This is a genomic window from Kitasatospora sp. NPDC034023, from assembly GCF_055575795.1.
Genome location: NZ_JBVIRY010000003.1, coordinates 19,319 through 32,851 on the forward strand (window position 1 = coordinate 19,319; position 13,533 = coordinate 32,851).

At 73.6% G+C, this 13,533-nt stretch carries 11 protein-coding genes; 4 read left to right on the plus strand and 7 right to left on the minus strand.

Translation table 11 applies throughout. The annotated features are described in order from the left end of the window. Window positions 1–22: 22 nt before the first annotated feature. The 5 genes from ACZ52R_RS05420 to ACZ52R_RS05440 form a co-directional block, all read right to left on the minus strand. On the minus strand, window positions 23–1,387 hold the full coding sequence (locus tag ACZ52R_RS05420; protein ID WP_465619672.1) for a M1 family metallopeptidase: 1,365 nt from the start codon (window positions 1,385–1,387) through the stop codon (window positions 23–25). Then, a complete protein-coding gene (locus ACZ52R_RS05425; RefSeq protein WP_465752802.1) occupies window positions 1,384–5,274 on the minus strand; it encodes a Pls/PosA family non-ribosomal peptide synthetase in 3,891 nt (1,296 codons plus the stop codon). The genes ACZ52R_RS05420 and ACZ52R_RS05425 overlap by 4 nt, the downstream gene beginning before the upstream one ends. Window positions 5,275–5,689: 415 nt before the next feature. Further along, on the minus strand, window positions 5,690–6,556 hold the full coding sequence (locus ACZ52R_RS05430; protein ID WP_465619627.1) for an NmrA family NAD(P)-binding protein: 867 nt from the start codon (window positions 6,554–6,556) through the stop codon (window positions 5,690–5,692). Further along, on the minus strand, window positions 6,553–7,041 hold the full coding sequence (locus ACZ52R_RS05435) for a hypothetical protein (protein WP_465619625.1): 489 nt from the start codon (window positions 7,039–7,041) through the stop codon (window positions 6,553–6,555). The genes ACZ52R_RS05430 and ACZ52R_RS05435 overlap by 4 nt, the downstream gene beginning before the upstream one ends. A gap of 185 nt (window positions 7,042–7,226) precedes the next feature. Continuing rightward, the gene (locus ACZ52R_RS05440) at window positions 7,227–7,748 is read right to left on the minus strand and encodes a MarR family winged helix-turn-helix transcriptional regulator (protein WP_465619623.1); all 522 of its coding nucleotides are present in this window, start codon (window positions 7,746–7,748) and stop codon (window positions 7,227–7,229) included. A 108-nt stretch (window positions 7,749–7,856) separates the two neighbouring features. On the opposite strand from ACZ52R_RS05440, the gene ACZ52R_RS05445 reads away from it, so the two are divergent. Continuing rightward, on the plus strand, window positions 7,857–8,012 hold the full coding sequence (locus ACZ52R_RS05445; protein ID WP_465619621.1) for a hypothetical protein: 156 nt from the start codon (window positions 7,857–7,859) through the stop codon (window positions 8,010–8,012). Between the two features lie 49 nt (window positions 8,013–8,061). Here the strand turns inward: ACZ52R_RS05445 and ACZ52R_RS05450 are convergent, their stop codons facing one another. Continuing rightward, window positions 8,062–9,267 (minus strand): FAD-dependent monooxygenase, encoded by a 1,206-nt coding sequence (locus tag ACZ52R_RS05450; RefSeq protein ID WP_465619619.1) that lies wholly within the window; start codon window positions 9,265–9,267, stop codon window positions 8,062–8,064. Between the two features lie 493 nt (window positions 9,268–9,760). On the opposite strand from ACZ52R_RS05450, the gene ACZ52R_RS05455 reads away from it, so the two are divergent. After that, window positions 9,761–10,351, plus strand: coding sequence for a TetR/AcrR family transcriptional regulator (locus ACZ52R_RS05455; protein ID WP_465619617.1), 591 nt, complete (start codon window positions 9,761–9,763; stop codon window positions 10,349–10,351). A 4-nt stretch (window positions 10,352–10,355) separates the two neighbouring features. Here ACZ52R_RS05455 and ACZ52R_RS05460 read toward each other — a convergent pair whose 3' ends face one another. Beyond that, complete coding sequence (locus ACZ52R_RS05460) at window positions 10,356–11,030, minus strand: TetR/AcrR family transcriptional regulator C-terminal domain-containing protein (protein ID WP_465661002.1); 675 nt, start codon at window positions 11,028–11,030, stop codon at window positions 10,356–10,358. 129 nt (window positions 11,031–11,159) lie between these two features. Here ACZ52R_RS05460 and ACZ52R_RS05465 point away from each other — a divergent pair, with 129 nt between their 5' ends. Both ACZ52R_RS05465 and ACZ52R_RS05470 read left to right on the plus strand, forming a co-directional pair. Next, the gene (locus ACZ52R_RS05465; RefSeq protein ID WP_465661000.1) at window positions 11,160–11,492 is read left to right on the plus strand and encodes a hypothetical protein; all 333 of its coding nucleotides are present in this window, start codon (window positions 11,160–11,162) and stop codon (window positions 11,490–11,492) included. 283 nt (window positions 11,493–11,775) lie between these two features. Next, complete coding sequence (locus tag ACZ52R_RS05470; RefSeq protein ID WP_465619611.1) at window positions 11,776–13,392, plus strand: alpha/beta hydrolase; 1,617 nt, start codon at window positions 11,776–11,778, stop codon at window positions 13,390–13,392. Window positions 13,393–13,533: the final 141 nt, after the last annotated feature.

Below are 13,533 nucleotides of genomic sequence, written 5' to 3' on the forward strand. Positions count from 1 at the left end.
GACCGGCTGTCCCGACGCGCGGTCAGCCCGGCAGCGGCGGGAGCTCCGGCCGTTCCAGCCAGGCCTCGAAGAGCGGACCGAGCGGGGTGGCGACGTACCGGGAGGCGTGCGCCCGCAGGTCGGCGGTGTCGACCACGCCGTGCCGGTTGATGCTCGTCCAGTCCCGCAGCATCGCGAAGAACGCGTCGTCGCCGAGGGCCCGCCGCAGCGCGTGCACGACGAGCCCGCCGCGCTGGTACAGCCGGTCGTCGAACATCAGCTTCCGGCCCGGGTCGCCGAGCGTCAGGTCCTGTGGCAGCCCGGACAACAGCGCGTGCGCGGCGGCGGCGTGGGTGGCCGCGGCCGGGCCGCCGGCGTGCTCGGACCAGAGCCACTCCGCGTACTTGGCGAAGCCCTCGTTGAGCCAGATGTGCCGCCAGTCGGCGATCGTGACGCTGTTGCCGAACCACTGGTGGGCCAGCTCGTGCGCGATCAGCCGTTCGCGCTCCCAGCCGCCGCCGAGGTGGTTGGTGCCGAAGGTGGCGATGCCCTGCGCCTCCACCGGGACGTCCAGTTCCTCGTCCGCGAGAACGACCGCGTACTCGCCGAAGGGGTACGGCCCGAAGACCTCGCCGAAGTAGGTCGTCATCTCCGGCTGCCGGGCGAAGTCCCGGGCGAACCCGGTGGCCAGCCGCTCCGGCACGTACCCGGTCTGCGGCACGGCCGGCCGCGCGGCCAGCGGCACCGGCCGGTAGTGGCCGATCGACACCGTCACCAGGTAGGTCGAGGTCGGCGCGCTCTGCTCGTACACCCAGGTGGTGCTGGACGCCTGGGTGGTGCGGGTCAGCAGCCGGCCGCTCGCCACCACGGTGAACGGGGACGGCGTGGTGACCGCGATCTGGTAGGTCGCCTTGTCGGCGGGCCGGTCGTTGCACGGGAACCAGGACGGCGAGCCGACCGGCTGGCTGGCCACCAGCGCGCCCTCGGTCAGCTCCTCCCAGCCCAGGCCGCCCCACGGGCTGCGCACCGGGCGCGGGTTGCCGGTGTAGTGCACCTCGACGGTGAACGCCGCGCCCGCCGCGAGCGGCTTGGCCGGGCGGATGCGCAGCTTGCCGGCGCGGTGGGTGTAGCGGGCGGCCCGGCCGTCGACCAGCACCCGCCCGATCCGGAACTCGGCCAGGTCGAGCGCGAACTCCGCCAGCACCGTGTCCGCCACCGCGCTCAGCCGGGCCGAACCGGCCAGCCGGTTGGGCCCGGGCCGGTAGTCCAGCGTCAGCTCGTAGCGGTGCACCCGGTAGCGGTGGTCGCCGCTGGTCGGGAAGTACGGGTCCGGGGCGCCGGCGGCCGCCGGGGCGTGCTTGGGCTTCACGGGGACGGGGGCTTCCTGCGGGCCGGGACGGGTGGTCATGACGTGGTCTGCCACGCCTCGATGGGGTTGCCCAGCCACCGCGTGTCGTCGGGGACGGACTCGGCGCGCATCACCAGCGAGGCCGGGCCCAGCGTGCTGCGCGCGCCCACCGTGCTGCCGGGCAGCACGATGCCGCCCGGGCCCAGGGTGGCGCCCTCGCGGAGGACCACAGTATCCATCCGCATGATCCGGTCGTGGAAGAGGTGGGTCTGTACGACGCAGCCCCGGTTGATGCTGACCCCGTCGCCGAGGGTGACCAGATCCGCTTCCGGCAGCCAGTAGCTCTCGCACCAGACACCGTGCCCGACGTGCGCGCCGAGCGCCCGCAGCCACAGGTTCAGCACCGGCGTGCCCGGCACCGCACCGACCAGCCAGGGCACCGCCAGCATCTCCACGAAGGTGTCCGCCAGCTCGTTGCGCCACACGAAACCGCTCCACAGCGGGTGCTCCACCGCCCGGAACCGCCCGACCAGCAGCCACTTCGCCGCCACCGCGACCACGCAGGCCACCGCGCCGGCCCCCAGCAGCACCACGCCCGACAGCAGCGCGGCGGTCAGCGGCGAGCCGGCGGCCAGCCAGGACAGCGCCGCCACGGTCAGCAGGCCCAGTGCCCCCGAGGCCAGCACCGGCACCACCCGGGCCAGCTCGACCAGCCCGCGCGCCCACAGCAGCCGGGCCGGCGGCTCGTAGGTCAGGCTCTGATCGGCCCGGTCCGCCGAGCGCGGCAGCCGCATCGGCGGCATGCCCAGGTACGAGCCGCCCTTCTTCGCCTTCGCCGGCGTCGCCGACAGCACGCCCACCAGGCCGCGCTTGGGCACCGACCGGCCCGGCGCGGTCATCCCCGAGTTGCCGAGGAACGCCCGCTCGCCGACCTTCGCCTCGCCGAGCCGCACCCAGCCGCCGCCCAGCTCGTACGGCGCCATCAGGGTGTCGTCGGCCAGGAACGCGCCGTCCCCGACCGTGGTCAGGCTGGGCAGTGCCAGCACCGTGGACACCTCGGCGCCCCGGCCGACCCGCATCCCGAGCGCCCGCAGCCACAGCGGCGTGACCAGCCCGGCGTAGAGCGGGAACAGCACCTCCCGGGCGCGGTCCATCAGCTGGGTGACCGTCCACGCCTGCCAGCCGACCCGGCCGTGCAGCGGGTGCAGCCCGGGCACCAGGCCGATGCTCAGCAGCCGGACCAGCACCAGCAGCTGCGCCGCGTACACCGCGCCGTACGCCAGGGTGGCCGGCAGCAGGCCGAGCAGCGCGCCGCCGAGCGCGGGCCCGAGGGAGTCGCCCTGGTGGACGAAGCGGGCGAACACGGCCAGCCCGGCGAGGGCCGGCAGCGCCGGGAGCAGGCCGAGCACGGCACCGCCGGCGCCGTACATCGCGGCCCAGCGGGCCCGGCGCGGCGGGCGCTCCTTGGGCCAGGTGCGCTCGGCACGGCCCAGCTTGACGGCGGGCGCACCGCCCCAGCGCTGGCCGGTCGGCACCTGGCCGGTGACGCTGGAGCCGGCCACGACCTGGGCGCGCTTGCCGACCCGGGCACCGGGCAGCAGCGTCGAGCGGGTGCCGACCACGGCGCCGGAGCCGACCTTGACCTGGCCGATCAGCAGCCGGTCGCCGTCCAGCCAGTAGCCGCACAGGTCCACCTCGGCCTCGACCGCGCAGCCGCGGCCCAGCTTCAGCATCCCGGTGACCGGCGGCAGCGAGTGCAGGTCCACGTCGGGCGCGACCTTGCAGCCCAGCGCACGGGCGTAGCGCACCAGCCAGGCGCCGGACAGCGAGGTCGCACCGCTCAGCTCGGCGAGCCGCTCGGCCGCCCAGAGCCGCAGGTGGACCGCGCCGCCGCGTGGGTGGCTGCCGGGGCGCAGGCCGCGCAGCAGCAACCGGGCACCGCCCGCCGAGACCGCCAGCCGCCCCGCCGGGGTGTACAGCGCGAGCGCGCCCGCGCCGACCCACCACCAGGAGGCGGTGGGCGCCCAAGGATAGTCCCCGAGGTGCGTGAGCAGGTTGCCGGCGGCCAGCAGGGCGACCGTCCAGCGCAGGCCGACCACGGTGAACAGCGGGATCAGCAGGAGCAGCTGCAGCAGCTTGGCCCTGGTCGGCACGAGGGTCACCGTGCGGGCCTCGACGCTCTCGGCGGCGGTGCCCTCCAGGTGTCGGGCGAGCTTGCGCAGTGTCGGGTGCTGGTAGATGTCGAGGACGGCCGCGCTGGGGTAGCGGCTGCGCAGCAGGGTGGTCAGCCGGGCGGCGGCCAGGCTGCCGCCGCCGATCGCGAAGAAGTCGTCGCGCGGGCCGCCGACCGTGATGCCGAGGATCTCGGACCACTGTTCGGCCAGCCAGGCCTCGGTGCCGTACAGCTGCTCGGTCGGTCCGGCGGCCTCCAGCTCGGGCAGCGGCCAGGGCAGGGCGTTGCGGTCCACCTTGCCGGAGGTCCGGGTGGGCAGGGTCTCGACGGTCGCGAGCAGCGGGACGAGGGCGGCGGGCAGTTCGGCGCGCAGCCGCTCGACGGCCCGCTCACGGTCGAAGCCGTCCTGGACCACCAGGTAGCCGACCAGCAGCTGGTTGCCGCCGCGCGCGGTCCGGACGGCGGCGGCCCCGCCCGCCACACCGGGCAGGGCCTGCAGCGCCGCGTCGACCTCGCCGAGCTCGATGCGGCGGCCGCCCAGCTTGATCTGCTCGTCGGTGCGGCCGAGGAACAGCAGACCGGCCGGGTCGGCCTGGACGAGGTCGCCGCTGCGGTAGGCGCGCTCCCAGCCCAGCGAGGACAGCGGCGCGTACTTCTCGGCGTCCTTCTCCGGGTCGAGGTAGCGGGCCAGGCCGACGCCGCCGATCACCAGCTGACCGGTACCGCCGGAGGCGACCGGCTCGCCGGCCTCGTCCACCACGGCGAGGTCCCAGCCGTCCAGGGGCAGGCCGATCCGCACCGGGCCGTCGCCGGTCAGCAGCGCGGCGCAGGCGACCACGGTGGCCTCGGTGGGGCCGTAGGTGTTCCACACCTCGCGGCCCTCGGTAACCAGGCGCTGCACCAGCTCGGGCGGGCAGGCCTCGCCGCCGAAGATCAGCAGCCGTACCTCGTTGAGTGCCTCGGCCGGCCACAGCGCGGCCAGCGTCGGGACGGTGGAGACCACGGTGATCTCCTGCTCGGCCAGCCAGGGGCCGAGGTCGGCGCCGCTGCGAACCTGGGAGCGGGGGACCGGCACCAGGCAGGCGCCGTGCCGCCACGCCAGCCACATCTCCTCGCAGGAGGCGTCGAAGGCCACCGAGAGGCCGGCCATCACCCGGTCGCCCGGGCCGATCGGCTCGTCCTGGAGGAAGAGCGCGGCCTCGGCGTCCACGAAGGCGGCGGCGTTGCGGTGGGTGACGGCGACGCCCTTGGGCTTGCCGGTGGAGCCGGAGGTGAAGATGATCCAGGCGTCGTCGGCGGGGGTGGGGCGGCGGTCGGGCGCGGTCGTCGGCTCCGCCGTCGCGGTCAGGGCGCGCCCGGAGCCGAGTACGGCGGCGACCCCGGCCTCGCCGAAGACCAGCTCGGCGCGCTCGTCCGGGTCCTCCGCGTCCACCGGGACGTAGGCGGCCCCGGCGGCGAGCACGGCGAGGATCGAGACGTACAGGTCGTTGGTGCCGGAGGGCACCCGCACGCCGACCCGGTCGCCCGGGCCGATCCCGGCGGCGGCCAGCCGGCGGCGCAGCTGCTCGACCTCGGCGGCCAGCGCGCGGTAGCTGAGCACGGTGCGGCCGTCGTCCAGGGCCGGCTCGTCGGGGTGGGCGCGCACAGTGGCGTCCAGGACGTCCACCAGGGTGCGCGGCGCGGCGGCCGGGCGGCCCGGGAACAGGGCGCGCGACGGCGCGGCGATCTGCTGCGGCCGGCTGGGCTCGTTCGGCTGGCTCGGTTCAGCTGTCATGGCAGCCCGTGCGCTCCTCGTCCTCGCCCCGTTCCGATCGATGCCCGGCCCCTGGGGGCGGTGGGAGCACTCGCCGTAACCGGGTGACCCCACTCCGGGGCCGGAGCGGACAACCCGACCGATGGTAGCTCCGGTTGACCGGCGGCGTAGGGGGCCGCGCTCGACCCAACTCGACCCAACTCGGCCGAGAGTGAAAGAATCTGACGAAGCATCAGTCGACAACTGGGGCCCTCTGGGCTTGATGTGACGGTAAATCAGTCGAATTGACGGATCGTCAGACCGGATTTCGGATCGTGATCCACACCACAGCGAATACTGCTCCCTTCGGGTGGCGGGCCCGGCGTTTCGGCCGTTTCCGGAGCTCTTTCGGCCCCGCGGCCCGGGCCGGTCCGGGCCCGCCACCCGGTCGGGACGGTCAGCGGAAGCGGTGCAGGTGCTCCCGGAGGAAGGCTTCCAGTGTGCGCGGAGTGCGCCCGGTGACACGGGCGAAGGCGTCGTCGGGCGTCTCCCGGCGGACCACCGCGAGCTGCTGGATCTCCACCACGTGGGCGGCGAGCCAGTCCGGCATCCCGGCCCGCCCGACCAGGTGGCCGTGCAGCTCGGCCGGGGAGAGGTCGACGTAGCGGACCGGCCGGCCGAGCAGCTTGCCCAGCAGCGCGGTGAGCTCCGGGTGGCTGTAGGCCCGCCCGCCGGTGAGCGGATAGCTGCCGGCCGCCGGCTCCGCGCGGGTGAGCACGTCGGCGGCGAGGTCGCCGATGTCCCGGACGTCCACGTAGTTGCAGCGCGCCTGCCCCGTCGCGCCGTGCACCACCCCGGCGGCGGCGATGCCGGGCGCCAGGAGCAGCAGCTTCTGCATGAACGCGTACGGACGCAGCACGGTGGTGGTGACGCCGGAGGACCGCAGGCGCTCCTCGATCAGGTGGTGGCCCCGGGAGACCGCGACGGGGGAGTCCGGCTCGGCGGCGGGAGCGGAGACCTTGACGATGTGCCCCACCCCGCAGTCGAGGGCCGCGTCGATCGCGTTCAGCTCGTACCGGACCTGATCCGGACTGTTGGCCATGGTGAGGAAGAGCCGGTCGGCGCCACGGAAGGCCGTGCGAAGGGACGCCGGGTCGGCGGCATCGGCCGGGAACGGCTCGGTCCGCGCGAGCGTCCGCTCGTCCAGCCCGGCGGCGAGGCGGGCGGGATCGCGGCTGAGCGCGCGGCTCGGGGCGCCGAGGGCGGAGAGGCTGCGCAGGGTGGCGCCGCCGGTGGCGCCGGCGGCGCCCATGATGACGATCATGTCGTCTGTCCTTCGGGTCGGGGTGCGGTGTGGAGGTGCTGCTGCGGTTCGCGGATGCGGCGGCTGCCGCGCCAGCGCCAGGTGGTGATGGTGGCGGCGATGGCGGAGGAGACCGGCAGGTCGACCGGCAGCCGGTGCGGCCAGGAGCTGTCGGCGAGGATCGGGACGTGCGGGAGCCAGCGCGCGGCGGCCAGGCCGACGGCGAGGCCGAGCGCGGCGGCGACCAGACCGAGGACGGCTGCCGCCAGCGCGCGAGGCGTCCGGGCGGGCCTGGCGCGGACCGGGCGGCGGCGCAGGACGGCCCCGAGCACGGCGGCCACGAGGGCCGAGGTGCCGCCGATGGTGGTGAGGGCGGCGACCACCAGCGGCTGCTGTCGGGTGGCGGCTCCGCCGAGGCCGGCCATCACCGCGGGCATGGCGTAGGCGGCCAGGACCTCGCGCCACAGGACGAACGGCGGCGGAGCGCCGGGGGCCTTCTTGCTCATGGGTTGTCTCACCTTCGGGTTCGCGGTTCCGGTGGAGCCGATTAGGCGCCTAATTATTTGTGATTAGGTGCCTAACTAATGGGGTTGAGAGGAGGCGGGCCGTCCGGGGGCCCGCCTGGGGGTGCGGTAGTCGGTGCGCGGTCGATGTGCGGCTGGTGCGCAGTCGGTGCGTGGCCGGTTCGTGCTCAGTCGGCGGTCAGTGCGTCGATGCCCGCGACCACCCGGGCCAGCAGAGCGAGGAAGGTGGCGCGCTCCTCGACGGAGAGGCCGCCGACCATCGCCTGCATCCGGGCGAAGTGCTCGGGCGCCAGGTCGCGCAACTTGTCCGCGCCGCGCGCGGTCAGGATCACCACATTGCCGCGCCCGTCCTCGGTCGACGGGCGGCGGGCCACCAGGCGCTCCCGTTCCAGGCCGTCGACCAGGCCGGTCACGGTCGCCCGGGACACGCCCAGGCTCGCCGCGAGCTGGGATGGCGACTTCTCGCCGCCGTCGTCCTCCAGGTCGGCCAGCAGGCGGTAGCGGCCGGTGGAGAGCCCGAAGCGGCCGAAATGCACCTCGCCGGCCTGACCGATCCGCGCCCCCGCCGTCATCAGCCGGGCCGCGACCAGAACCGCCTGCGGGTCGGCCGGAAGGCCGTAGCGGGCAATCTGGCGGCGGGCCTGATCGAGGGTCGGGGCGCCGGGGTCGGGCTCGGAGTGCTGCGTCACGAAAAGTAATATGGCGCCTCATCAGATTCCCCGTCAAGCCCCGCTCGGCGATTCCGGGCCGAAAGTCGCTGGGGAGCGATCGACTGTGCGCGGGAGACGATCCCGCGCATGATGAGTCCTCGCCGGCTCCGGGCCCTCTGCACCGTGTCCGTTCTCCTGTCCGCCATCCCGGGACCGAGCGTGCTGATCGGCGGCACGGGAGGACTGGCCGTGATCGGCCCGGGCGCCACCGTCGCTGCCACCGGCCGCGCCGACACCCGTTGACTGCGGCAACCCGGCGAGCGTCTGTGGGCCGGCCGCGGGTGCCGAGATCCTAGACGGCGCGGGGTGTGATCCGGGGCGGCGTCCAGTCGGCGTGCTTCAGGACGGTCCGGACCATCACGCCCGGCGGGGTCAGCCGGATCGCGGTGTTGCGCAGACCGACCGCCAGCGGGTTCGTGAGCTGCTGACCCATCCGGCCGGCCCGCCGGGCATCGCGGACGACGGTCTGGCTGCGCGGACGGCGCACCGCGTCGTAGCGGGCGAGCGCACCCTCGATCGACCGCCCCTCGATCGACCGCCCCTCGACCATCCGCACCTCGGCGAGCGCGGCCGCGAGGGTCACCGCGTCCTCCAGGGCTTGGCAGGCGCCCTGGCCGAGGTAGGGCGTCATGGCGTGCGCGGCGTCGCCGAGCAGGGCTATCCGACCCGCGACGTACGAGGGCAACGGGGTGACCAGCTCGTTCACGTCGTGGTGCAGCACCGCCTCCGGGCGGGTCGCGGCGAGGAGCGCGGGGATCGGCTGGTGCCAGCGCGCGAAACGGCGGCGGACCTCCGTCAGCGGGTCCCGGTAGCGGAGCCCGGCCGGGGCGTTGACGACGGCGTGCCACTCGGCCGTACCGTCCGGGAAAGCGATGTGGCCGAACTCGGCGCCGTGGCCCCAGGTCAGCTCGAAGTCGGCCGTCAGCCCGTCGATCGGGCGCTCGGTGATCGCCCGCAGGACCGTCGAACCGCTGTACACCGGCCCGGGATGGGCGGGGAAGAGGCGGTGCCGGAGGCGGCTGTTGATCCCGTCGGCCGCGACGACGAGGTCGGCGTCCAGCGTGGTGTCCCCGGCGGTGACCCGGACCCGGGAGGGATGTGTGGTGTCCACATCGGTCACCTCGGTGCCGATCACCAGGGACTCCGCCGGCAGCGCCTCGCGCAGGATCCGATGCAGGTCCGCGCGCCGGATGCCCACGATCGGCGCGCCCAGCTGCCGCTCCAGCGCCTGCCCGTCCATCGCCGCCAGCCGGCGGCCGTCCGGCGTACGGGTGCCGCCGGTGTACTGACGGCGCGAGGCCGCCTCGACCGCCTCGCCGACGCCCAGGGCGGTGAGCGCGCGCATCCCGTTGGCGGCCAGCGAGATGCCGGCCCCCGCGTCGTCCAGAACGGCCGCCCGCTCGACCACGGTCACGCCCCACCCCGCCAGCCGGAGCCCGATCGCGGCCGCCAGCCCGCCGATCCCGCCCCCGACCACCACCGCGCTGTTGCCACCCATGCCCGGTCCTCCCGTGTCGCCCAGTTGGTTTCTACAGATGTAGAAGGACCGTACTACGGGCTTATACGGGCTTGGGGCCGGAGGGGCCCGCTACAGCTCCCACCCCGCTCGCCCTGCCCCGCACTCCGCAGGGCCGATCACCCCGGCGGCATCGCGGCCCCGGCCACCCGTCCGTACTCTCCTCCACCCCGATGCCTCGGCGCTTCGCAGGGACGCGGCGCCCTCCGGCCGGCGTGTGGCCGGGCTGGAGGTGTGGAGGCGCGCCGAGCGCGGTCCTGGGCCTGGGGCTGTCGGAAGTGACCGGCGGGCTGGGCGGGGTGGGCGCGGCGGAGGAGGCGGTCGGGCCGGGGGTGTGCCGTCCGGTGGGGGTGGGTCGATCGGAGGCCGGCTGCTCGGGAGCGGTTGGTGGGCCGTGGTTTCCAGGCAGCTGGGCAGGGGCTGAGCCGCTGGTGCCGGTGGGTGGTCCGGGGGCTGCTGCCGGTAGAAAGGGGGGATGCGGCGAGATGAGGAGCAGGGGCGGCCGGATCGGCGGACGGTGTTGGCGGACGCGGCGATCGGGGTGCTGGCGGACCTGGGGGTGCGGGGGCTGACGCACCGGGCGGTGGACGCGGCGGCGGGGCTGCCGGTGGGGACCACCTCGGCCTACCTGCGGACCCGGCAGGCGCTGCTCACCACGCTGGTGCGCCGGCTCGTGGAGCTGGACCAGGGGGAGCTGCAGGTGATGGGGGAGTCGGTACCCGTCCGCTCGGTGGAGGAACTGGTCGACGGTATCCACGAGTTGATGCTTCGTCGGCTGAGCGGCGAGGGGCGGCGCCGCTCGCTCGCCCGGTACGCGTGCGCGGTGGAGAGCGTGCGCGATCCCGAGCTGCGGGAGATCCTCGTGCCGCGGGAGAACGCGGGGCGCGCCGCCGTCCGGGCCTTCCTGGCGGAGCGGGGCGCGCCGGACCCCGATGGGCGGACCGGCACGCTGCTCGCCTGCATCGACGGCCTGCTCTTCGACCGCCTGGTGGGCGGGGGAGAGCCCGGAGTCGACGAGATCGAGGGGCTGGTGGCGGCCGCCCTGCGCGGGGCGAGCGGGAGTTAGCCGGTCACGACCGCCTCTCCCGGGTGGGCTCCAGTTCGGCGGCGTAGCCCGCGAGCAGGATGCGGAGCGTGCGCTGGAAGCACTGCTCGGAGTCGAGGCCTTCGCCGGTGGCGAAGGCCTTCGCGAGCTGGGGGTAGGTGTTCCGGTCCAGGGCGGCGAACTGCTCGGGCTCGGGCTCGGTGCCCTCGTGGTGGGGGGTCTCGCCGACCTCGCCGAGGGTGTGGCCGATGGTCCACCGGACGACGGAGTTGAGGACGTCGAGTGCGTCGCCGAGCGGGACGCCGTCCTCGTGGAGCACGGTGATGCCGCGTTCCAGCAGGGCGAGGGCGCTGGGGGTGGCGGCGGGGCGGGTGGCCAGGACGGTGAGCATGGCGGGGTGGTCGAGCAGCAGTCGGCGCAGTTCGACGGCGAATTCGCGGACGACCTCGGCCCACGGGCCGCTGGGCTCGGCGAAGAGGTCTCCGGCGGACAGCTCCAGCAGGCGCTCGACCATGCCGTCGAGGAGCGCGGCCTTGCTGGGGACGTAGTGGTAGAGCGTCATGCCCTCGACGCCGAGTGCCGCGCCGAGTTTGCGGTTGGAGAGCGCGGCGAGGCCGTGTTCGTCCACGTAGGCGAGGGCGGCGTCGATGATCTTCTCGCGGGTCAGGCCCGTTCTCGGGCGGGTGCGCCGGTTCGGCATCTGCTCCTCCTGGGCTCCGGGTGTCACCGGGGCGGTTCCGGTGGGGCCTTGACAACTCTTGCAGTGCAAGAAAAGAATACTCGACGTCAACTTCTTGCACTGCAAGAAACGAAGTCCGGGGAGGATGTCATGCAGCTCGTCGCCGTCATGGTGCGCAAGCTCAACGAGGGTGTGGAGTACGGGGAGTTCCGCAAGGCGTGGATCCCGGACGAGGTGTTCCCGGACGACCCGCGCACCCGGGTGATCAGTGCCACCGCGTTGGAGGACTCGCGGGAGATCATCACCATCGCGCTCATCGAGGGCGACCACGGGCCGGAGTCCATGCGGGCCTGGATGGAGCGGCTCACCCCGGTCGAGGAGCGCCGCTTCGAGCGGATCAAGGACCTGGTGGGCCCGCCGACGCTTAACGCCGTCTACCAGGTGGTCGCCGAGGACAACCTGGCGCAGCCGATCGCGAAATAGGGGCGCCCCTGCCGCGGATCCCACCGGCGGCCCGCCACCCGTCACCCGTCACCCGCCACCCGCGACCTGACCCGACTCGGCCGGGCCGGCCGTCGGGTGAGAGCGTCTGGAGGATCGGCGGCAAAATGACTGACCGTTAGGTCAATCAGCCGTCAAGTTGGTTCATTCACAGAATATTCCGCCGAGTTCGGCATGATGCGCGGACAATATTCCGCTGCTCCGAGGTCTTCACACGGAGATCTCCGGCTGACAGTCTGGGGCAGCCCTTTACCAAGGAGGTTCCTTGTCCCGCATATCCACGATGGCCGGAGCAGTCGCCTGCGCCCTCGCCCTTGTCACTGGTTCCGCCGTCGCCGCCTCGGCGGCGCCGATCGACCAGGCCCCGGGTCTGGCCGAGGCGAAGGTCGACCCTGTCGCCTGGACGCCGTGCAACCCCGATCCGAGCAAGCCGGACCCGGGCATCTATGACTGCGCCGTCTACCCCGTGCCGCTGGACTACGACAACCCGTCGGGCGAGAAGGTCGGCATCGCCATGATGCGGCGGCGGGCGAGCGACCCGTCGAAGCGGATCGGCTCGCTGTTCCTCAACCCGGGCGGCCCGGGCGGCAGTGGCTACCTGTGGGCGACGACCAGCCGCTTCGGCCCCGAGGTGCAGTCCAAGTTCGACCTGATCGGCTTCGACCCCCGTGGCGTGGCCCGGAGCAACCCGCTCAAGTGCTTCAAGACCCAGGAAGAGGCCGACGCGGTCAACAACCGCATGGTCGCGGTGCCGGTCGCCAAGGCCGAGGTCAACGAGACGCTGGACGCGGACCAGGACTACACGGACGCCTGCAGCAAGAACGCGGGCCCGCTGATCGAGCACATGTCGACCATCAACGTGGTGCGCGACCTCGACCGGATGCGCCGTGCCGTCGGTGACGCCCAGCTCACCTTCGCCGGTTTCTCCTACGGCACCCTGATCGGTTCGACGTACGCCAACATGTACCCGAACAAGGTCCGCGCGATCATCATCGACGGCAACGTCGACCCGAACCTGCGCCTGCACAACGGCCTGGAGTACGACCGTCAGCGCGCGGGCGGCTTCGAGCTGGCCCTGGACGAGTTCCTGAAGCGTTGCCAGACGGCCGGCGCCCCGCGCTGCGCGTTCGGCGAGGGCGACACCCGGGCCAAGTTCGACGGGCTCCGCGACCACCTGCGGACCAGCCCGATCACGCTGCCGAACGGCTCCCAGGTGACGCTGAGCAGCTTCACCAGCGAGGTCGCCGGCGCCCTGTACTCGCAGGCGAAGCTGGCCCCGCTGGCCAAGTCGCTGCAGGCCACCTACCAGGTGCTGCAGAAGTCGAGCGCCGCCACCCTGCTGGCGCCGAAGGCGAACGTCGCGGAGGAGGACGCCAACCTCCTCTCGGTGAACGTGCCGCGGGCGCTGCGGGAGGCCCCGGTGGACTCCGAGTACACCGCGGACGACTCCTACATGGGCGTCAACTGCCAGGACAAGCCGTACCCGTCGAACGACCGGGTGTTCGCGAACGTGGCCAAGACCTGGGAGCAGGAGTCGCCGACCTTCGGCCGCTACCAGGCCTTCGACGCGCCCGCGTGCGCGAGCTGGCCGGCCCCGGCCCGGGACGCCGAGCGCTTCTCCGGCCCGTGGAACAAGAAGACCTCCAACACCGTGATGGTCATCGGCAACCTCTACGACCCGGCGACCCAGTACAAGTTCGCCCAGCGGATGCAGCAGGAGCTGGGCAACGCCGTGCTGGTCAGCGTCGACTCGATCGAGCACTGCGCCGTCGGCCGCAGCACGGCGCTGAACGGTCTGGTCACCCGCTACCTGGTGGACGGCACCGCGCCGAAGTCGGGCCAGCTGCTGAAGCCGGACGCGGAGATCTTCCCGGCGGTCTGACGGCCCGGCCCTCGGGCGCCTGACGGATGAGACGACGGTTGTGGTGGTCGGCGGTGTTGCCGGCCACCACAACCGTGTTTTCCGGCCGAGTTCCCGGAGCGCGCGGGGAAAGCGAAAGAAGATCGTCATCGAACCTCCAGG